Here is a 20,298-nt window from a genome sequence, read left to right as displayed (position 1 = left end):
CTTAGTCTGAAGCTTTTGTATTCACGGTAAGTGCGTCTTCAACCAACGCTTTCTGTTGTTTCAAGTGTACTGACATGTAACCTACTGCAGGTGATGCTGACGCTGGACGTCCAGCGTATTTAAGATCTGCACCTGCCGGAATAGCAGCACGGAAGTTGTGTTGGCTTGAGTACCAAGCGCCTTGGTTTTGCGGCTCTTCCTGACACCAAACGAAATCTTCTACATTTGTGTATTGCTCGATGGCAGCTTTAACCTCTTCCAGAGGGAATGGGTAAAGTTGCTCAATCCGCACAATCGCTACATCTTCTTGCTCGTTGTTACGACGTTGTTCCAATAGGTCGAAATACACCTTACCCGAACAGAAAACGACGCGTTTCACTTTCTTAGCATCCAACTTGTCTATCTCAGCAATCGCTGGCTGGAAGGTACCTTCCGCAAGCTCTTCAATCGATGAGGTACATAGAGGATGACGAAGCAATGACTTAGGAGACATCACGATAAGAGGACGGCGCATCGGGCGCACAACCTGACGGCGAATCATGTGGTACACCTGAGCTGGCGTAGATGGCACGACAACCTGCATGTTTTGCTCAGCACAAAGCTGTAGGTATCGTTCCAAACGTGCGGAAGAGTGCTCTGGTCCCTGACCTTCATAGCCATGTGGCAGCAACATTGTCAGGCCACACAGACGCGCCCATTTTTGCTCACCTGAGGATATGAACTGGTCAATCACTACCTGAGCACCATTAGCAAAGTCGCCAAATTGCGCTTCCCAAATAGTTAGACCGCTTGGCTCTGCTGTGGCATATCCATACTCAAATGCCAGCACGGCCTCTTCTGACAAAACAGAGTCATAAACTTCAAACGGACCCTGCTTGTCATGAATATTGGCCAATGGCACAAATGTACTTGCATCCGTTTGGTTGTGCAGAACTGAGTGACGGTGGAAGAAAGTACCACGACCCGAGTCCTGTCCAGAAATACGAATACGTTTACCATCATCAACAAGAGTCGCATATGCCAGTGTTTCTGCCATACCCCAGTCAATCGCTTTCTCACCACTTAACATCGCTTTACGATCATTGTATAGCTTGTTAACACGGCTCTGTAGCTTGTGGCTTTCTGGGTACTGACAAATGCGCTGTCCCAACTCTAGCAAACGTTCTTTTTGGAACTCACTGTCCCACTCAACGTCCCAATCATGCCCAATGTACGGAGCCCAGTCGACAGAGTGAAGTACCATTGGACGCCACTCTTTAACAACGACTTCACCACGATCCAGAGCATCACGATATTCATTTACTAGCTGAGTCGCAGTATCAATACCAAAGTCCCCACGCTCAATTAACACGTCAGCGTAAAGCTTACGTGGCGTTGGATGCTTCTTAATTTTTTGATACATCAATGGCTGAGTAGCGTTTGGCTCATCCGCTTCGTTGTGACCATGGCGACGGTAACAAACCAAATCAATCACAACATCACGCTTAAACTCGTTACGATAATCAAGAGCAATGCGAGTCACGAATGCAACTGCCTCTGGATCATCAGCATTAACGTGGAAAATTGGTGCCTGTACCATTTTCGCAATATCAGTACAGTACATAGTCGAACGCGTATCGTTCGGGTTTGACGTAGTGAAACCAACCTGGTTGTTCACAACAATGCGAACAGTACCACCAACCCGGAAACCACGAGACTGAGACATGTTAAATGTTTCAGCAACAACACCCTGACCTGCAACTGCAGAGTCACCATGAATAGTGATAGGAAGAACAGTACTTCCCTCAGTATCACCAAGACGATCTTGACGCGCGCGAACCGAACCAATAACTACTGGATTAACAATCTCAAGGTGAGACGGGTTGAAAGCCAGTGCTAAATGCACATCGCCGCCTGGGGTAGCAAAATCTGCAGAGAAACCTTGGTGATACTTAACATCACCAGTACCCCATGTTTCGTCATGTTTACCCGCAAACTCGTCGAACAGATCCTGAGGCTTTTTACCTAGAACGTTGACCAGCATATTCAAGCGACCACGGTGTGCCATACCAATAACAACTTCGCGCATGCCGTTTTTACCCGCGTGGCGGATTAGTTCTTTCGTCATTGGAATGAGCGCATCACCACCCTCTAGCGAGAAACGCTTCGCACCTGGGAACTTAGCGCCCAAGTATCGCTCTAGGCCTTCTGCAGCGGTCAGCTCTTCAAGAAACTCTTGTTTCTCTTCTTTTGAAAAAGAAGGCTTACCTACCACTGATTCTAAACGTTGCTGGATCCAACGTTTTTGCTCAGTGTCTGTCATGTGCATGTATTCTGCACCAACGGAGCCACAGTAGATTTTATTGAGAGAGGAGTAGATGTCTTTCAGCAACATGGTCTCTTGACCAATTGCAAAAGAACCGACGTTAAACGATTCTTCGAAGTCATCTTCGGTGAGATTGTGGAATGCTGGGTCTAGCTCCGCCACTGTTGGACGTTGCCATAAACCGAGTGGATCAAGTTCTGCAGCTTCATGACCGCGGAAACGGTATGCGTTAATAAGTTGAAGAACTTTTACTTGCTTAGCGTCGACATCTGGATCACTAACTTGGACATTGTAATGCTTTGTTTCTTGAGCGAGTCGTCGGAAGTAGTCGCGGACACGCGAATGAGGCTGCTCAACAACCTCTTCAGAAGGCTTGGGCAAGCCATCAAATACACGTTTCCACTCCTCACTTACCAGATCGGGATCACTTAGATACAGTTCGTAGAGATCTTCTACATAAGTTGCATTGGCGCCAGCCAAGTGTGAAGACTCGAGCCATGCCTTCATCACGCCGTTGTGCATATTTTCCCTTAACCAGTAGTTTTCACGTTTGCTTCGGTCTATGCCGAGCTATAAAGAGCCGATCACCAGAGTGATCGGCAATTTTTATTGTTTATTAAACCGAACGATTGACCAGCATTGTCTTAATGTGACCGATAGCCTTCGTTGGGTTTAGTCCCTTAGGACAAACACTTACACAATTCATGATGCCATGGCAACGGAAAACGCTAAATGCATCATCAAGATTTGACAAACGTTCATCTGTTGCCGTATCGCGGCTGTCGATCAGCCAACGATAAGCAGCAAGCAACCCTGCAGGACCGATAAATTTATCTGGGTTCCACCAGAACGATGGGCACGAGGTAGTACAACATGCACACATGATACATTCGTACAATCCATCTAAATGAGCACGCTCATCAGGAGATTGAAGGTTCTCGCGTGATGGTGGCAACGCATCATCATCAATCAGGAATGGTTTTACCTTCGCGTAGTTATCGTAGAACTGAGTCATATCGACAATCAAATCACGAACAACTGGTAAGCCCGGTAACGGACGAATCACTAGCTTATCGCCTGCTAGCGCAGACAGTGGAGTGATACAGGCCAAACCGTTTTTACCATTCATATTAAGGCCGTCTGAACCACAAACCCCTTCACGACATGAACGACGGAATGCAATTGTTGGATCTTGTTCTTTGAGCAGAATCAAGGCGTCCAAAACCATCATGTCAGAGCCTTCGTCTACTTCAAGGATATAATCCTTCATGTATGGCTTATCATCGACATCTGGGTTGTAACGATACAAAGAGAAGTTTAGTTTCATCATTTATTCCTCCCTTAGTATGTACGTACTTTCGGCGGGAAAGCTTCACGATGAACTGGCGTCATGTTGACATCACGTTTAGTCATCGCTTCTGTTTCCGGGTTGTAAATAGAGTGACATAGCCAATTCTGGTCATCACGCTCTGGGTAATCAAAACGAGCATGTGCTCCACGACTCTCTGTACGGTAGTTTGCCGCAACTGCTGTCGAGAACGCTGTTTCCATTAGGTTGTCTAGCTCCAGACACTCGATACGCTGAGTATTGAACTCAGACGATTTATCGGCAAGATGTGCGTCTTTCAGGCGCTCACGAATAACTTTTAGCTCTTCTAGACCCGTTGCCATTGCGTCACCTTCACGGAAAACCGAGAAGCTGTTTTGCATACAAGTTTGTAGATCTTTACGAATCTGTACTGGATCTTCACCACCTGTGCTGTTTTCCCAACGCATAGTACGCGCTAGAGAGGCTTCAATATCAGATTCTGTCGCAGGACGAGCTTCTGTTTGAGCCGCCAACGTTTCGCCAAGGTGCAAACCAGTAGCACGGCCAAATACAACCAGATCAAGCAGTGAGTTACCACCCAAACGGTTAGCACCGTGAACAGATACCGAAGCAATTTCACCACAGGCAAACAGACCTTGAACTTCAGATTCGCTGCCGTCAGCCGCTTGTTTAATCGCCTGACCTGAAACCTGAGTTGGTACACCACCCATCATGTAGTGACAAGTTGGAATAACCGGGATTGGTTCTTTAACTGGATCTACGTGAGCAAACGTACGTGAAAGCTCACAAATACCTGGTAGGCGAGACTCAAGAACATCTTTACCTAGGTGATCCAGCTTAAGCTTAATGTGAGGACCCCATGGGCCATCGCAGCCACGGCCTTCACGGATTTCGATCATCATTGAACGTGCTACAACGTCTCGACCCGCAAGGTCTTTCGCGTTAGGCGCATAACGTTCCATGAAGCGCTCACCATCTTTATTAAGAAGATAACCACCTTCACCACGACAACCTTCGGTAACCAGTACACCAGCACCGGCAATACCTGTTGGGTGGAACTGCCACATTTCCATGTCTTGCATTGGCACACCTGCGCGCAGTGCCATACCAACACCATCACCGGTATTGATGTGTGCGTTAGTTGTTGAAGCGTAGATACGACCAGCACCACCAGTGGCTAGAACGGTAGCTTTAGATTTGAAGTAACAAATCTCACCCGTTTCCATACAGATTGCAGTACAACCCATAATGGCACCGTCTTGGTTCTTAACCAGATCAAGCGCGTACCATTCAGAGAAGATAGTGGTTTTGTGTTTTACATTTTGTTGGTACAGAGTATGAAGCAGTGCGTGACCAGTACGGTCAGCGGCAGCAGCGGTACGAGCGGCTTGCTCGCCACCAAACTCTTTCGACTGGCCGCCAAAAGGACGTTGGTAAATCGTTCCGTTATCAAAGCGAGAAAATGGAAGACCCATTTTTTCTAATTCAATAACCGACTCAGGACCATTCTTACACATATACTCGATAGCATTTTGGTCACCGATGTAATCCGACCCTTTTACTGTGTCGTACATGTGCCATTGCCAATCGTCTTTGTGTGAGTTGCCCAGAGCTACGGTAATGCCGCCTTGAGCAGATACAGTGTGTGAACGAGTAGGAAATACTTTAGATAGCAAAGCACAGGTCAGGCCTTGCTCAGAAATTTGTAGCGCAGCACGCATGCCTGCACCACCAGCGCCGATTACTACGGCATCAAATTCGCGAACTGGAATAGACACTTACGCACCCCACAGAATAAATAGACCAGAGAAGAAGTAACCAAATAGCACTGCAATAACACCTAGCTGTAGAAAGCCGCGAAGCTTAGCGCATTTGACGTAGTCTGTAAGAACTTGCCATAGACCAATCCAAGCGTGGATAAGAACGGATACCAACGCAAGCATGGTAAAGACTTTAGTAAAAGTCCCACCAAAGAACTGTGTCCAAGATACGTAAGAAATATCTGAGAAAGCACAGAAGCTCACCAGATAGATAGTATAAAGCGTCATAATGATTGCAGTCGCACGAATTAGTAGGAAATCGTGCACACCATTACGACCAAAAGATGAAATGTGTTTTACCATACCAGAATCCCCGCAAGTACAGACAGAACGGCCGTCGCTGCGAATGCAACCTTAGCGCTCATTGCGCCAGATTCCAGCTCTTCAAAATGACCTAGGTCCATCAACAAGTGACGAATACCACCTGCTATATGGTAGGCCAAAGCCGTCAAAATACCCCACAAAATAAATTTCACAAAGAAACCGTCAACGATGTCGACAGCTTGTGCGTAACCTACAGGGGAAGACAGGGAAATGGATAATAACCAAAGAAGTATCCCGATCGCGACAAACGTAATTACACCTGAAACTCGGTGCAGGATAGATGCGATTGCTGTGATCGGAAAGTTGATAGTCTGCAAATCTAAATTAACAGGTCTTGACTTTCTTTCTTTCACGGGCTTGCTCACTCAGCTCCATTGAAGCATTTATTGTTATGAACGAAATTTGATTGCAAACCTACAAAAGTTAACATTTATTTAACAACAAGCAGGCAAAAAACCGGGGTAAATTTGTAAAATATTTGTTAACAACAAGATTTGAAACATCACCTCACATTTGTTTCAAACCTTGAATTTATAAGGTTTCCACCAAAATTTACGGCGCCACTATACGGCTGGAAACATTTTAGCACAATTGATGTAACAATTTTTGCTACACAGAACAGATTTTTAACCTTATACGTATAAAAAATCAAAACAAGTGCACAAGTCGGAGGAGAAAAATTGACTTTGATAACGAACACACGTACAAAAATGTCACACAAACATCCTGGACGGATTAAATAATAAACAAAGGAGATTGTTATGGCAGATAAGAAAGCGACCCTTCATGTTGAAGGTCAAGCGCCTATCGAACTGCCAATTATGGAAGGTGCCCTTGGCACGCCTGTAATTGATGTTCGTAAACTTGGAGCAAATGGTTATTTCACTTTTGACCCAGGTTTTCTTGCCACTGCATCCTGTGAATCTCAAATCACCTACATCGACGGCGGCAAAGGTATCCTTTTGCACCGTGGTTACCCTATTGATCAGTTAGCTAATAATGCTGATTATTTAGAAGTATGTTACATCCTTCTTTACGGTGAAGCCCCTACACGAGAACAATACGAGCAATTCAAAGTTACTGTCACTCGCCATACTATGGTGCACGAGCAGATCGCGAGCTTTTTCCACGGATTCCGCCGCGACGCACACCCAATGGCAGTAATGTGTGGTGTAGTTGGCGCTTTGGCAGCCTTCTACCACGATTCACTAGACATCAACAACGACACTCACCGCGAGATCACGGCTTATCGTCTACTGTCGAAAATGCCGACGCTTGCTGCAATGTGTTACAAGTACTCTATCGGTCAACCATTTATCTACCCACGTAACGACCTAAGCTACGCGGAAAACTTCCTACACATGATGTTTGCTAACCCATGTGAAGAATATGAAGTAAACCCAGTGGTTGCGCGTGCGATGGATAAGATCTTCACCCTTCACGCAGACCACGAGCAAAACGCTTCAACATCAACGGTTCGTCTTGCTGGTTCTTCAGGTGCAAACCCATTCGCATGTATTGCCGCGGGTATCGCATCACTTTGGGGCCCTGCACACGGCGGTGCTAACGAAGCGTGTCTGAAGATGCTGGAAGAAATCGGCAGTGTCGACAACATTCCTGAGTACATTGATCGTGCTAAAGACAAGGATGATCCATTCCGCCTAATGGGCTTTGGTCACCGTGTCTACAAGAACTACGATCCACGTGCGACAGTAATGCGCGAAACGTGTCATGACGTACTGAAAGAACTGAACATTGACGATCCTCTACTGGATGTGGCGATGGAACTTGAGCGTATCGCTCTGTCTGATGAGTACTTCGTATCTAAGAAGCTGTACCCGAACGTAGATTTCTACTCAGGTATTATTCTGAAGGCGATTGGTATTCCGGTTTCTATGTTCACGGTAATCTTCGCACTTTCACGTACGATTGGTTGGATCGCTCACTGGAACGAAATGCACAGTGATCCACTGAACCGCATTGGTCGTCCGCGTCAGCTTTACACTGGTGAAACTCAGCGTAACTTCAAGCCAATTCACGAACGCGAATAAGAAGCTAGAAAATTAAGGGTTGATGCTTTCGCATCAACCCTTTTAATATTTTTGGAGTTATAAAGCGAGGTTTGAATCGCTTCGCCCATATTGGAGACTCTTTTCATAAGTATAGACTCCGATTGGTTCTGCTCCTTTAGCGATTGTGAACCTTAAACTGGGTTGTTAATATCGATAAACTCAACATCCAAGTCGTGTTCTTTAGCTAACCACTCACCAAGAGCTTTGATACCATAACGCTCTGTTGCGTGATGCCCTGCTGCAAAATAGTGTATATCCATTTCTCTGGCTGTATAGGTAGTGCGCTCAGAGATTTCACCCGAAATAAACGCATCCAGACCATGTTTTACTGCTAACTCGATAAAGTCTTGCCCACCACCGGTACACCAACCTACAGTTTCAATTACTTTATCTGCATTGTCAGGTGAAATATGTAAAGGATTACGACTCAGTACTTTTTCTATCTTGGCTGAGAAGTCTGCACCAGTCATCGGCTGTTCCAGACGACCAAACATTGCCACTGATTGCGGATGTCCTTCCAGGCCACCTTCCACGTCAATCTCTAATAATCGTGCTAGCTCTGCGTTGTTACCGAGTTCAGGATGAATATCCAAGGGCAAGTGGTAGCCGAACAAGTTGATATCATTTTTGATTAGCGTTCGGATGCGATTCCCTTTCATTCCACGAATAGGCTCAGGTTCTCCTTTCCAGAAGTATCCATGATGAACGAGCAATGCATCCGCCTTCAACTCAACCGCTTTGTTAATCAGAGCTTGAGAGGCCGTCACCCCCGTTACCACACGTTTAATGTCTGTTTTACCTTCGACCTGTAAACCGTTCGGTGCGTAATCTTTGATGAGTTGAGGAGCAAGCTTTTCGTTAAGAATCTGTTCCAGCTGTATATTGTTCATTGTAACTTCCAGTAACTGCACGATTTGCAAAGTGTATTGCAACTATATAAAGGATGCTAGTTTCAATCGGTTGCGGTTACAATAGCGTCAATTTTGTTTTAAAGGATCAGAGATGAATCAGCTACAGCGTTTTTACCATTGGATTGCCTCTTCACCATCTCTGTTTACTCTAACTCCACCATTCGAGTCTCTGCAGACTTTGCCAATACATCCCTTAAATGACCCAAATTATCACGGTAACCCTAGACTCGGTTTTCTATACCAACATTTATGTACCCAACTTCTCGTCAATAGTGGTCGATATTCTGTAGAGCTAGAAGAGGTCCAAATCCATCGGGAAAATGGCCAGACACTTGGGGCCATCGATCTGATTTTGAAAAATGAAAGTTCGAATCAGTTAGAGCACTGGGAAGTGGCAATTAAATTCTATTTATTGCATCAAGGCATTTGGTACGGCCCTAACGCCCATGACCAGCTGGATAAAAAACTCGATCGCATGCTCTCTCATCAATTAAAAATGAGCAGTTCAAAGCAATTTTCATCTAAGTACCCAGAATTAGACAATTTAACTGAGCATCTCCTGCTTCAGGGGAGGCTCTATATTAATCCATTTTCCACCGAGCCCATTCCCACACACTGCCTAGGCTATGAGATCGACACAACCCAAATATCAGGGTTTTGGTGCTATGAAAGCCAGTGGGAACTCATTGATGAGCCTTTATACCAGCTAGACAAACCTTTCTGGGCAACAGGTAGGCAAGATTTTGAGCAGCCAATTACCAAACCTGATGGCCGATTTGTTCACGCACAAACTGAACAAGGGCAATTTTGGTTTGTGGTTCCAGACCACTGGCCTAACGGATAGCCAAATGAAGCACAGTTCTCTCCATATAATGAGAGTTCTAACCCGCAAAAAAGAAAAGGCTGACACTCGGTCAGCCTTTTCTTAAGCTTAAGTATTTAATTTACAAGCCAGCGTCAGCAAACACTTGATTCACGATCTCTTGCGCTTCGGATTCAATGTGCTTTAAGTGCTCTTCACCTTTAAAGCTTTCACAGTAAATCTTATAGATATCTTCCGTACCTGATGGGCGCGCCGCAAACCAACCGTTATCAGTCGTGACTTTGAGGCCACCAATCGCAGCACCGTTACCCGGAGCATGCGTCAAGCGAGCAGTGATCTTATCTCCCGCCAACGTCTCTGCTTTGACCATTTCTGCAGACAGCTTTTTCAGCACCTCTTTTTGAGGCCCACTTGCTACGGCTTGAATACGATTATATTGAGACTCGCCATGCTTAGCGGCCAACTCTTCATAATACTCTTGTGGGTTCTTGCCAGTGACTGCCGTAATTTCAGCAGCTAGCAGACAAAGGATGATGCCGTCTTTGTCTGTTGACCATGGTGTACCATCTTTACGCAAGAACGAAGCGCCTGCACTTTCTTCACCACCAAAGCCGAACTTACCTTGATATAAGCCATCAACAAACCACTTGAAGCCAACTGGCACTTCACACAATTCGCGGCCTAAGTCTGCCACTACACGATCAATCAGTGCACTGGAAACTAGTGTTTTACCCACTGCAACTTCACTTCCCCAACCTTGGCGATGGCGATACAGGTAATCAATGCACACAGCTAAGAAGTGGTTCGGGTTCATTAAGCCTTTAGGCGTCACGATACCGTGGCGGTCATAATCGGGATCATTACCAAAAGCGAGATCATACTCGTCTTTCAGCGCCAACAAACCAGCCATAGCGTAAGGTGACGAACAATCCATACGCACAACGCCGTCCTTATCCAGAGACATAAACTGGAAAGAAGGGTCAATCGCTTCACTAACTAGAGTGAGATCCAAGTTATACGCCACTGCAATTTGTCGCCAATAGTCGATCCCGCTGCCGCCAAGTGGATCAACCCCGATCTTGAGGTTTGCTTTTTGGATTGCATCCATGTCAATCACATTCACAACATCGTCAACGTATGGCTTAACTAAGTCTTTCTCTGTGAAAAGCGCTGATGCTTTTGCTTCCGCTAATGGCATACGCTTAACACCTTGTAAGCCTTCAGCAATCAGGACATTTGCTCGGTCTTGTATCGCCTGAGTCAATTCACCTTCTGCCGGACCACCATGCGTTGGGTTATACTTGATACCACCATCTTGCGGCGGGTTGTGCGATGGCGTGATAACAATGCCATCAGCTTTATCTTGATGTTTAAGGTTATGAGTCAAAATCGCGTGTGACACCCCTGGCGTTGGCGTGTAACCATTGTCCTGCTGTACAACAACTTCAACACCGTTTGCAATCAACACTTCCACAACACTGGAGAAGGCAGGCTCCGACAGAGCATGCGTATCTTTGCCTACAAATAGAGGCCCGGTCGTTTCTTTCTCAGCACGCACCTCCGCTATCGCTTGAGCGATCGCCAAGATATGATTTTCGTTGAAGGTAGATTTATCCGCTGTACCGCGGTGTCCAGAAGTGCCGAATTCAACTTTGTGTTGTGGATTAGCAGGGTCAGGTTGAAGTAGGAAATAGTTCGCGACAAGTGCAGGAATATTATGCAGGTCCTGCTGTTGGGCTTTTTGTCCCGCGCGTGGGTGCATAGCCATTTTGACATCCTTTCTTAAAAATTATCAGAAACAAAAAAACCTCATAATACTCAGAGCTATTTGAACATTATGAGGTTTAAATCAGAATTCTTAAATTGAGTTCGTGACCTTCTCAATTAAATCAGCGGGGAAGTTCATTCTCGCCATCAACTGATCAACCATTTGGCGCTTGCGACTGGTGTTGTTGTTAGTAATCACCCAGAAAGGCGAGCCAGGAATCGCTTTTGGTTTTGTCGTGTTACCGCTCTCTAGCAGCGTTTGCTCATTGTTAGCAAAATACACACGCTTACGACCTTTGACTTGAGTTGCTTCTGAAAATCCCTGCGGGTCAATGCGGTTCAGAGTCGACAATACCAACATGAATCGATCGATGGCCTTTTTCAGACCAGCAAACTCATCAGAAATGAGCAGCGAGCGCATTGCTTTTACGCTGTCTACTTTCTCTTCTTTTGCAGCATCACGGCTTACCACAATTCCTTTAGGTTGTGCGGCTTGGACTACAGGTGTTGATGGCTTATTCTGCTCATCAACCGCGAGAAGGCGACGTAAAATATCTGATGCACTTTCACCAATGTGTTGGGTTTGACCTGCGATGTAACGGTATAGATCCTCATCAACCTCAATTGTTTTCATTCGCTTTTCACAATCTCTATGTTTAAACTCTGTGGGATTATATACCCAAGTCCCCTCAATATGCGAGTTCCAGATTTGCTATCTGAAGCAGATCAATGGCCGAATGAGGCACTACGTTAAACCAGTCACGAATATAGTAAAATGTCACAACTGCTCAACTACAAGATCGAAGGTGAGGGTCACACCATAGTTTTGATCCACGGCTTATTTGGCAACCTAGATAACCTTGGTCTGCTAGCCCGAGATTTACGCCAAGATTTTCAAGTGGTCAGCATTGATCTGCGCAATCATGGTTTGTCTTTTCAATCTTCTCAACACAATTATGAGTTGATGGCTCAAGACGTGTTGGACACGCTGCAACACCTTGGTCTTCAACGCTACATTCTGATTGGTCATTCGATGGGCGGCAAAGTCGCAATGAAATTAGCAGGGCTTGCCCAAGCTCAAGTTGAAAAACTATTGGTCTTAGATATGGCGCCGGTCGCTTACCGCCAACGTCGACACGACAATGTTTTTGCGGGCCTAAAAGCAGTCCTTGAACAGAAACCGACTTCACGTAAGCAAGCTCTGGACATTCTCGCGCAGCATATCGAGATGGAAGGCGTCAGGCAGTTTCTTGGCAAGTCGCTATACAACAATGGTGAACATTTAGAATGGCGGTTTAACGTTTCAAGTCTTTGGGACAATTACTCTCAGATTCTAGGTTGGAATCCAATAGATAAAATCACCACTCCGACTCTAATGGTGAAAGGTGGAGATTCAGACTACCTCACGGCAGAGCATCAAGGTGAAGTGCAAAAACAGTTTGCTAACGTAAAAGCGCATGTCGTCGCCAATACTGGTCATTGGTTACACGCAGAAAAGCCTCAGGAAGTTCTGCGCGCTATACGCAAATTTATCGCTTAAAAACAGAATGAGAGGTCTGTTGCGCCCTGCCCGTTAACTTTATCTTTTAACAGTGGTATAGTGCGGCGCAAGTAATCTGGCATAAAGGGATTCCATGCTTTACGACTATATGAACATGCTCGAGTCAATTGGTCTCGATTTACTTTTTGCGTCTATCTTCTTCTTTATTGGTATGGCGATAAAAGATGTCCTCAAAGCGGGGAATGTTCCACCTTTCGGTCGTCGTATAGTTTGGCTCGTTCTATTCCTTGGCTGCGCTGGTTTTGTCGCTAAAGGCCTCATTCAGCTGAGCTGGGAAGGAACTGGGTTGGGTTGATCCCTCTTTGATTGGCCACAACAGAAAATAGTAAAGGTAACGAATCTATGGCAAGTGTAGGTATCTTCTTTGGTAGCGACACAGGTAACACTGAAGCTGTTGCAAAGATGATTCAAAAGCAACTAGGTAAACAACTAGTTCACGTACAAGATATCGCGAAAAGCAGTAAAGAAGATATCGATAACTTCGATCTTCTGTTGCTTGGTATCCCAACTTGGTATTACGGTGAAGCACAATGTGACTGGGATGATTTCTTCCCTGAGCTTGAGCAAGTCGACTTCTCAACTAAGCTTGTTGCTATCTTTGGTTGCGGAGACCAAGAAGATTACGCAGAGTACTTCTGTGATGCAATGGGCACCGTACGTGATATCGTCGAAGCGAAAGGCGGTACTATTCTTGGTCACACTTCGACTGAAGGCTACGAGTTTGAAGCTTCAAAAGGCCTAGTTGAAGGTGATGATAGTCTGTTTGTTGGTTTATGTGTCGATGAAGATCGTCAGCCAGAATTGACTGACGAACGCGTGAGTAACTGGTGTAAACAGATTCACGAAGAAATGTGCCTAGCCGAACTAGAAGGCTAAGCCCGAAATTTTGAAAAACCTCCCCCTGCGGAGGTTTTTTTATGCCACTTGTTCTTCACCTTCATCGTCTTCACGGTATTGGGGCTTCTTGCGAACATACAGTTTACGTTGGACTTCAGAAACGACATTGCCATTTTTGTCTTTGACATAAATGATGAACTCTGGGAAACACTTATCGCCGTTGGCCGTTTGACTTAAGATGTCATCAAGTAAGTCTTGAGGAACAATAAAGTCCGCATACAGATCGCTTTGTCCCGGTTTAATAAAATTGATACTCGCTTCTTTATCCCACACAAAATAGCGCTCACCTAAAATTCCCATCAGCATCAGCGAGTAGACAGGGTCAGTGAGAGAAAAGATACTTCCGCCATATTGGGTCCGATTGGCGTTCTTGTTCCACCAACGCAGTTTAAGTTTCATCTTTACCTGACGGAAATCTTCGCTGATGGAAATGATCCGAATCCCAGCCCCCCAGAAGGGCGGCCATATGTTAAGGGCAAATTTTACGATTCCGGGCTTGTATATTTTTGCCAGCGATTTATTCATTCTTCCATCCCTGAAAATAGAGTGTTAACAACAAGATGTTAATTAATTGTAACTGGTCTGATGTGTTTTATCAGTGACGTTGCGCGAGTTTACAAAAAAATACTAGTAACCCTTTGAAGTTCGTGGTTTATTGTTATCTTGTACTACCCTATAATGATAGGAATATTGAACTCTGTTATTTACTGCAGATCATCAACAGGAAAGTATATGTCAGACAATAACCAAGCTCTTAAGGACGCTGGTCTAAAAGTTACCCTTCCGAGACTGAAAATTTTAGAAGTATTACAACAGCCGGAATGCCAACATATCAGCGCCGAAGAACTGTACAAAAAGCTTATTGATCTTGGTGAAGAGATCGGCCTGGCAACAGTATATCGAGTTCTGAACCAATTTGATGATGCAGGTATTGTCACTCGCCACCATTTCGAAGGCGGCAAGTCAGTGTTTGAACTGTCAACTCAACATCACCATGATCACCTTGTATGCCTAGACTGTGGTGAAGTTATTGAGTTTGCGGACGACATTATCGAAGAACGCCAAAAAGAGATCGCTTCACAATACAATGTGATTCTGACAAACCACAGTTTGTACCTTTACGGCAAGTGCGCAGATGGTAGCTGTCGAGATAATCCAGACGCTCACAAGAAGAAATAATAAAACGCTCCCAATCGGGAGCGTTTTTCTATGCAACGTTTTTTACTTGTTGAGAACCTTCACTGACCTTGAGTTCACGTTCTCAGACAAGGAGAAATGCTATGTCGCCACACGACAAATTTTTGGATAAAAAATGCCCGTACTATGACGGGCATTTTCATTGTTTAGTATTTATTAAACGAAGTTTATTTCGCTTCAATCTTAGCCCAAGTATCACGTAAGCCAACCGTGCGGTTGAACACTAGAGCTTCAGGTTTAGAGTCTTTCGCATCAGTACAGAAGTAACCCATACGTTCGAACTGGTAACCTTTCTCCGCTTCAGCAGACACTAGGCTTGGCTCAACAAAACCCTTCATCGTAACTAGCGACTCTGGGTTGATTGTTTCTGCGAAGTTATCCGCCGCAGCTGGGTTAGGCACTGTAAATAGACGGTCGTATAGACGAATCTCAGCAGGCAGACCTTTATCAGCCGATACCCAGTGAATTACGCCCTTCACTTTACGGCCATCTTCTGGGTTCTTGCCTAAAGTATCGGCGTCATAAGTACAGAAGATTGTAGTGATGTTGCCTTCAGCATCTTTCTCGATGCGCTCAGCTTTGATCACGTACGCACCGCGTAGACGAACTTCTTTACCTAAAACAAGACGCTTGTACTTCTTGTTAGCTTCTTCACGGAAGTCTTCACGTTCGATCCAAACCTCACGAGTGAACGGTACTTCGCGCTCGCCCATTTCTGGTTTGTTAGGGTGGTTAGCTACGGTTAGTGTTTCCACCTTATCTTCATCGTAGTTTTCGATAACAATCTTAACGGGATCAAGAACCGCCATCGCGCGTGGCGCGTTCTCGTTAAGATCATCACGAATACAAGATTCTAGCGAACCCATCTCGATCATATTGTCTTGCTTAGTGACACCAATACGCTTACAGAACTCACGGATTGAACCAGGCGTGAAGCCACGACGACGCAAACCAGAAATCGTTGGCATACGTGGGTCATCCCAACCGTCAACGAGGTTTTCAGTCACAAGTTGGTTTAGCTTACGCTTAGACATCACTGTGTATTCAAGGTTTAGACGACTGAATTCGTACTGATGCGGCTGGCAATCAATGGTGATGTTTTCCAGCACCCAGTCATACAGACGACGGTTATCTTGGAATTCCAGCGTACACAAAGAGTGCGTAATGCCTTCCAGCGCATCAGAAATACAGTGTGTGAAGTCGTACATTGGATAAATGCACCACTTATCACCTGTCTGGTGATGTTCAGCAAAACGTACACGGTAAAGAACCGGATCGCGCAGCACAATGAAAGATGACGCTAGGTCAATCTTAGCGCGCAGACACGCCTTACCTTCTTCGAAACCACCAGCGCGCATTTTCTCAAACAACGCTAAGTTTTCTTCAGGAGTACGATCACGATATGGGCTTGGCTTACCTGGCTGGGTAAGAGTACCGCGGTACTCACGGATCTGCTCAGGACTTAGCTCTTCAACATACGCTAAGCCTTTCTCAATTAATTCAACCGCGTAGCCGTAAAGCTTATCGAAGTAGTTTGATGAGTAACATACTTCACCATCCCACTCGAAGCCTAACCAGCTCACATCATTCTTAATAGACTCAACGTATTCGACGTCTTCTTTTTCCGGGTTAGTGTCATCAAAACGCAGATTACACTGACCCTGATAGTCCTGAGCAATACCAAAGTTTAAGCAAATTGACTTAGCGTGACCGATATGCAGGTAACCGTTCGGTTCCGGCGGGAAACGAGTATGCACGCTAGTGTGTTTACCATCCGCTAAATCTTTATCGATGATTTGGCGAATGAAGTTCGATGGACGAGCCTCAGCTTCACTCATCTATAGCACCTCAATTGTTTAGTATTGTCAGATAAAAGTTCTCTGGGACAGCTCTTAGCAATACCAGATATATAACGGCTAATGATCCACAATTCTTTGCAGTTACACAACTATAACCGCAGTTTAAATGGCAATAATTAGCAAATTGATAGGATTGTTTACCGGCTTTGCTCAGGAATTCATCAGTTCGGCACTTAAGGCTAAATGCAAAAAGCCTCCCATGAAGGGAGGCTTTTGTCTTATCCAGTGTAATTCAATGTGATTATGGCAGTTTTACGTCAGATAAATCTTCGTTTACACCGATGGCTTTCATCTCACCAGCCACAATTTCTGCCAAAGGACCAAGAATAACTTGAAGGTTGTTCTCACCCAGTTTCACTACACCTTTAGCACCAAGTTTCTTCAACACATCTTCATTTGCAACTGAGCGATCTTTCAGCGTCAGACGCAGACGTGTGATACAAGCATCAATCGTTGTTAGGTTCTCGTGACCACCTAACGCTTTTAGGTATTGGCGAGCTAGGTCACCTTTACCTGCGTCACCGCTTGCAGTAGCCGCTACTTCTGTATCGTCATCTTCACGGCCTGGAGATTTCAGGTCAAATGCGCGAATCGCGAACGTGAAAGTGAAGAAGTAAAGCGCACCAAAACCAAGACCAATCAGTAGTAGTGTGAATGGCTTAGTTGCTAGACCCCAGTTCAAGATGAAGTCGATTAGGCCCGCAGAGAAACCGAAACCATGCAGAGTACCGAACATGTTCGCTACAACCAGTGACAGACCAGTAAACACAGCGTGGATTGCATACAGTGCAGGCGCTAGGAAAACAAACATGAACTCTAGAGGTTCAGTGATACCTGTAAGGAAAGAACAGAAACCCACAGAGAACAACGCACCGCCTACTTGGCTGCGCTTTTCAGCAGGAGCCGCTAGGTACATTGCGAGTGCTGCACCTGGTAGACCAAACATCATTACAGGGAAGAAGCCGTTCATGAATACACCAGCGCTCTTATCGCCGCCGAAGAAACGGTTTAGATCACCAGACTTGATAGTTTCAGTTACTTCTTTCACTGTTGCTGTAATTTCTGGTGTTACAGAGTTCACAAATTCGAAGGTGTGAGTCTGACCAGCAACTAGAGTCTTAGCAATGCTTGGGTCCACACACAGCAGCTGTAGAGAAGGAAGAGCTTGACCTGCCGCCTGAGCACCTGTCACCAACACTTCTTGACATGTACCCATACCGAACCAGAAGTAAGAGTTAAGTACATGGTGAAGACCAACAGGGATTAGCGCACGGTTTAGCGTACCGTAGACAAATTGACCAATCGCACCAGAAGTAGAGACTGCGTGCGCCAATGTATCTAGACCGCCCTGAATCGTTGGCCAAACAACGCCAGAAATAGCACCCGCGACAACTGCGAACAGGCCAGCCATGATAGGTACAAGACGTTTACCCGCAAAGAAGGCTAGCCACTCTGGAAGACGTGTTGCATGGAAAGCGTTGTATGAGTGACCTGCAATGATACCCGCGAAAATACCACCGAAGAATGACATGTTAACTGAAGCATCGATTGTCGTTGCTGTTGCAGTTAGAACAAAGTAAGCAACCGCACCTGCTAAACCCGCAGCACCAGAGCCATCTTTAGACAGACCAATCGCGATACCTAGGCCGAATAGCAACGGCAGGTTACTAAAGATTGCGTTACCAGCTTGCGCCATGAACGCAATATCAAGAAGGTCTGGTTGACCTAAGCGTAAGAGCAAAGCCGCAACTGGAAGCGTTGCGATAGGTAGCATAAGAGCTTTACCTAACTTTTGCGCATATCCAAGAATATTCACCTTAAGTTCCCCCTATAGGATTTTGTATTTTGGCTGAGCTACTTTTTTTAGTCGCTCAATTTAGTCCTGCTCAGTTTATGCCATTAATTTTGCCCCGCAAATTAAAACCTTATCAATTGTGATCATAATCACCAGAAAACGGCATAGTTCAAGGATTTTGCTAGCGAGATCATAAAACTTATTTTACAATACAAAAAAATAGCAACGCACACGCAATATTCACGGTATTCTTAAGGTGTACTCATCAACATCACGCTGATAGAGCAAGGGGTTTACCAGATTTCATATCGGTTATCGTCTCTATACTCAGCAGGCTCTTAGATGAGGATAAAACTAATTTCATATAGAATATTTTCTGCTTGCTAAAGATATTTTGCGACCTAATTGAAGCTCACAAATAAAGTATAAAGATACGTGGTAAATGTTTCAGTTGGACGAATAGAAGTATTAAAAATCAAACTTATAAGGATTAGCTAACCATGTATGCGCTAACTAACTGTAAGATCTACACCGGCAACGACGTACTTGTTGACCACGCAGTAGTCATCAAAGACCAACTGATAGATTCAGTATGCCCGGTAGCTGACCTTCCTCAAGGCCTTGAAACTCTTGATTTAAATGGCGCAAATGTCAGCCCAGGCTTCATTGACCTACAACTTAATGGTTGTGGCGGAGTCATGTTCAATGATGAAATCACCGCTGAAACAATGCAGGTTATGCATAAGGCGAACTTAAAGTCGGGTTGCACCAGTTACTTACCGACTCTTATTACATCCTCTGATGAAGACATGCGCCAAGCGATTGCAGCCGCGCGCGATTATCATGCGCAGTACCAAAACCAATCTCTGGGTTTACACCTTGAAGGCCCATATTTAAACGTAATGAAAAAAGGTATCCACAGTGTGGATTACATCCGTCCTTCTGACGACAGCATGATTAACTTCATCTGTGAAAACGCAGATGTCATCACTAAGGTTACACTGGCTCCTGAGCATAACGCCCCAGAACATATTCAACAGCTTAAGGATGCAGGCATCATCGTTGCTATTGGTCACACCAATGCGACATATGCTGAAGCAAGAAAAGGCTTTGAGTCAGGTATTACGTTTGCCACGCATTTGTTTAACGCCATGACCCCGATGGTGGGCCGCGAACCAGGCGTAGTTGGCGCTATTTACGACACACCTGATGTCTATGCCGGCGTCATCGCGGACGGGTTCCACGTCGATTATGCAAACATTCGTATCGCTCACAAAATTAAGGGCGAAAAATTAGTATTAGTGACAGATGCCACAGCTCCTGCAGGCGCTGACATGGATTACTTTATTTTTGTTGGTAAGAAAGTATATTACCGAGATGGTAAGTGTGTTGATGAAAACGGCACACTAGGCGGCTCAGCACTGACAATGATAGAAGCAGTACAGAACACCGTTGAGCACGTCGGTATCGCTCTGGATGAAGCACTTCGTATGGCAACCTTATACCCCGCGAAAGCAATCGGGGTCGAAGAGCAGCTAGGCCGAGTTAAACAAGGCATGGTTGCAAATTTGGCCATATTTGATCGTGACTTCAAAGTTCAGGCGACGGTTGTTAATGGACAATACGAGCAAAGTTAA

Annotated in this window: 18 protein-coding genes; 7 read left to right on the top strand and 11 right to left on the bottom strand. The window is 45.3% G+C overall.

What is annotated here, in order from left to right; translation table 11 throughout:
• Nucleotide 1: 1 nt before the first annotated feature.
• The 5 genes from sucA to sdhC all read right to left on the bottom strand — a co-directional run bounded on the left by sucA (nucleotide 2) and on the right by sdhC (nucleotide 6,144).
• Nucleotides 2-2,827, bottom strand: a complete 2,826-nt coding sequence (gene sucA / locus IX95_RS02800; RefSeq protein ID WP_038156596.1) for a 2-oxoglutarate dehydrogenase E1 component — start codon at nucleotides 2,825-2,827, stop codon at nucleotides 2-4.
• 94 nt (nucleotides 2,828-2,921) lie between these two features.
• Nucleotides 2,922-3,632 (bottom strand): succinate dehydrogenase iron-sulfur subunit, encoded by a 711-nt coding sequence (locus IX95_RS02795; RefSeq protein WP_006959575.1) that lies wholly within the window; start codon nucleotides 3,630-3,632, stop codon nucleotides 2,922-2,924.
• 14 nt (nucleotides 3,633-3,646) lie between these two features.
• Entirely contained in the window at nucleotides 3,647-5,413 is a 1,767-nt protein-coding gene (gene sdhA / locus IX95_RS02790; protein ID WP_019275577.1) for a succinate dehydrogenase flavoprotein subunit, read from the bottom strand.
• Nucleotides 5,414-5,758 carry a succinate dehydrogenase, hydrophobic membrane anchor protein gene (gene sdhD / locus IX95_RS02785; RefSeq protein WP_038156595.1) on the bottom strand — a complete coding sequence of 115 codons (345 nt, stop codon included), beginning with the start codon at nucleotides 5,756-5,758 and terminating at the stop codon, nucleotides 5,414-5,416. It abuts the gene before it with no gap.
• Nucleotides 5,752-6,144: a succinate dehydrogenase cytochrome b556 subunit gene (gene sdhC, locus IX95_RS02780; protein WP_006959581.1), complete on the bottom strand. Its 393-nt coding sequence runs from the start codon at nucleotides 6,142-6,144 to the stop codon at nucleotides 5,752-5,754. Before sdhC ends, sdhD begins: the two co-directional genes overlap by 7 nt.
• A gap of 396 nt (nucleotides 6,145-6,540) precedes the next feature.
• Here sdhC and IX95_RS02775 point away from each other — a divergent pair, with 396 nt between their 5' ends.
• Nucleotides 6,541-7,830: a citrate synthase gene (locus tag IX95_RS02775; RefSeq protein ID WP_006959582.1), complete on the top strand. Its 1,290-nt coding sequence runs from the start codon at nucleotides 6,541-6,543 to the stop codon at nucleotides 7,828-7,830.
• 152 nt (nucleotides 7,831-7,982) lie between these two features.
• Here the strand turns inward: IX95_RS02775 and IX95_RS02770 are convergent, their stop codons facing one another.
• Nucleotides 7,983-8,741, bottom strand: coding sequence for a Nif3-like dinuclear metal center hexameric protein (locus IX95_RS02770; protein WP_038156593.1), 759 nt, complete (start codon nucleotides 8,739-8,741; stop codon nucleotides 7,983-7,985).
• 112 nt (nucleotides 8,742-8,853) lie between these two features.
• On the opposite strand from IX95_RS02770, the gene IX95_RS02765 reads away from it, so the two are divergent.
• Nucleotides 8,854-9,606 (top strand): DUF1853 family protein, encoded by a 753-nt coding sequence (locus IX95_RS02765; protein ID WP_038156590.1) that lies wholly within the window; start codon nucleotides 8,854-8,856, stop codon nucleotides 9,604-9,606.
• Nucleotides 9,607-9,706: 100 nt separating this feature from the next.
• On the opposite strand, the gene pgm is transcribed toward IX95_RS02765, so the two are convergent.
• On the bottom strand, nucleotides 9,707-11,353 hold the full coding sequence (gene pgm / locus IX95_RS02760; RefSeq protein WP_038156589.1) for a phosphoglucomutase (alpha-D-glucose-1,6-bisphosphate-dependent): 1,647 nt from the start codon (nucleotides 11,351-11,353) through the stop codon (nucleotides 9,707-9,709).
• A gap of 90 nt (nucleotides 11,354-11,443) precedes the next feature.
• Nucleotides 11,444-11,986: a replication initiation negative regulator SeqA gene (gene seqA, locus IX95_RS02755; RefSeq protein ID WP_021456483.1), complete on the bottom strand. Its 543-nt coding sequence runs from the start codon at nucleotides 11,984-11,986 to the stop codon at nucleotides 11,444-11,446.
• A 141-nt stretch (nucleotides 11,987-12,127) separates the two neighbouring features.
• Here seqA and IX95_RS02750 point away from each other — a divergent pair, with 141 nt between their 5' ends.
• From IX95_RS02750 to fldA, 3 genes are all read left to right on the top strand, one after another.
• On the top strand, nucleotides 12,128-12,892 hold the full coding sequence (locus IX95_RS02750) for an alpha/beta fold hydrolase (protein WP_038156587.1): 765 nt from the start codon (nucleotides 12,128-12,130) through the stop codon (nucleotides 12,890-12,892).
• Between the two features lie 94 nt (nucleotides 12,893-12,986).
• Nucleotides 12,987-13,208, top strand: coding sequence for a DUF2788 domain-containing protein (locus IX95_RS02745; RefSeq protein ID WP_006959589.1), 222 nt, complete (start codon nucleotides 12,987-12,989; stop codon nucleotides 13,206-13,208).
• A gap of 47 nt (nucleotides 13,209-13,255) precedes the next feature.
• On the top strand, nucleotides 13,256-13,789 hold the full coding sequence (gene fldA, locus IX95_RS02740; RefSeq protein WP_031342743.1) for a flavodoxin FldA: 534 nt from the start codon (nucleotides 13,256-13,258) through the stop codon (nucleotides 13,787-13,789).
• 39 nt (nucleotides 13,790-13,828) lie between these two features.
• Here the strand turns inward: fldA and IX95_RS02735 are convergent, their stop codons facing one another.
• On the bottom strand, nucleotides 13,829-14,335 hold the full coding sequence (locus IX95_RS02735) for a DUF4442 domain-containing protein (RefSeq protein WP_038156581.1): 507 nt from the start codon (nucleotides 14,333-14,335) through the stop codon (nucleotides 13,829-13,831).
• Nucleotides 14,336-14,542: 207 nt separating this feature from the next.
• Between IX95_RS02735 and fcrX the strand changes: the two genes are divergently transcribed.
• Entirely contained in the window at nucleotides 14,543-14,989 is a 447-nt protein-coding gene (gene fcrX, locus IX95_RS02730; protein WP_006959592.1) for a ferric iron uptake transcriptional regulator FcrX, read from the top strand.
• A 185-nt stretch (nucleotides 14,990-15,174) separates the two neighbouring features.
• Here fcrX and glnS read toward each other — a convergent pair whose 3' ends face one another.
• Both glnS and nagE read right to left on the bottom strand, forming a co-directional pair.
• Complete coding sequence (gene glnS / locus IX95_RS02725; protein ID WP_006959593.1) at nucleotides 15,175-16,845, bottom strand: glutamine--tRNA ligase; 1,671 nt, start codon at nucleotides 16,843-16,845, stop codon at nucleotides 15,175-15,177.
• A gap of 262 nt (nucleotides 16,846-17,107) precedes the next feature.
• Complete coding sequence (gene nagE, locus IX95_RS02720; RefSeq protein WP_038156578.1) at nucleotides 17,108-18,682, bottom strand: N-acetylglucosamine-specific PTS transporter subunit IIBC; 1,575 nt, start codon at nucleotides 18,680-18,682, stop codon at nucleotides 17,108-17,110.
• A gap of 479 nt (nucleotides 18,683-19,161) precedes the next feature.
• Between nagE and nagA the strand changes: the two genes are divergently transcribed.
• Nucleotides 19,162-20,298, top strand: a complete 1,137-nt coding sequence (nagA, locus tag IX95_RS02715) for an N-acetylglucosamine-6-phosphate deacetylase (RefSeq protein ID WP_019275568.1) — start codon at nucleotides 19,162-19,164, stop codon at nucleotides 20,296-20,298.

The organism is Vibrio sp. B183, from assembly GCF_000740665.1.
Lineage (GTDB): Bacteria > Pseudomonadota > Gammaproteobacteria > Enterobacterales > Vibrionaceae > Vibrio > Vibrio coralliilyticus.
The sequence above is the reverse complement of the archived record's forward strand: the minus strand, read 5'-3'. Positions and strand labels throughout refer to the sequence as shown.

Excerpts from the sequence above, each read along its gene's own strand:
- IX95_RS02750 (WP_038156587.1), top strand. The coding sequence starts at position 12,128 with ATGTCACAACTGCTCAACTACAAGATCGAAGGTGAGGGTCACACCATA.
- pgm (WP_038156589.1), bottom strand. The coding sequence starts at position 11,353 with ATGGCTATGCACCCACGCGCGGGACAAAAAGCCCAACAGCAGGACCTG.
- nagA (WP_019275568.1), top strand. The coding sequence starts at position 19,162 with ATGTATGCGCTAACTAACTGTAAGATCTACACCGGCAACGACGTACTT.
- fcrX (WP_006959592.1), top strand. The coding sequence starts at position 14,543 with ATGTCAGACAATAACCAAGCTCTTAAGGACGCTGGTCTAAAAGTTACC.
- IX95_RS02745 (WP_006959589.1), top strand. The coding sequence starts at position 12,987 with ATGCTTTACGACTATATGAACATGCTCGAGTCAATTGGTCTCGATTTA.
- sucA (WP_038156596.1), bottom strand. The coding sequence starts at position 2,827 with ATGCACAACGGCGTGATGAAGGCATGGCTCGAGTCTTCACACTTGGCT.
- IX95_RS02795 (WP_006959575.1), bottom strand. The coding sequence starts at position 3,632 with ATGAAACTAAACTTCTCTTTGTATCGTTACAACCCAGATGTCGATGAT.
- glnS (WP_006959593.1), bottom strand. The coding sequence starts at position 16,845 with ATGAGTGAAGCTGAGGCTCGTCCATCGAACTTCATTCGCCAAATCATC.
- sdhD (WP_038156595.1), bottom strand. The coding sequence starts at position 5,758 with ATGGTAAAACACATTTCATCTTTTGGTCGTAATGGTGTGCACGATTTC.
- seqA (WP_021456483.1), bottom strand. The coding sequence starts at position 11,986 with ATGAAAACAATTGAGGTTGATGAGGATCTATACCGTTACATCGCAGGT.
- IX95_RS02775 (WP_006959582.1), top strand. The coding sequence starts at position 6,541 with ATGGCAGATAAGAAAGCGACCCTTCATGTTGAAGGTCAAGCGCCTATC.
- IX95_RS02735 (WP_038156581.1), bottom strand. The coding sequence starts at position 14,335 with ATGAATAAATCGCTGGCAAAAATATACAAGCCCGGAATCGTAAAATTT.
- IX95_RS02765 (WP_038156590.1), top strand. The coding sequence starts at position 8,854 with ATGAATCAGCTACAGCGTTTTTACCATTGGATTGCCTCTTCACCATCT.
- IX95_RS02770 (WP_038156593.1), bottom strand. The coding sequence starts at position 8,741 with ATGAACAATATACAGCTGGAACAGATTCTTAACGAAAAGCTTGCTCCT.
- fldA (WP_031342743.1), top strand. The coding sequence starts at position 13,256 with ATGGCAAGTGTAGGTATCTTCTTTGGTAGCGACACAGGTAACACTGAA.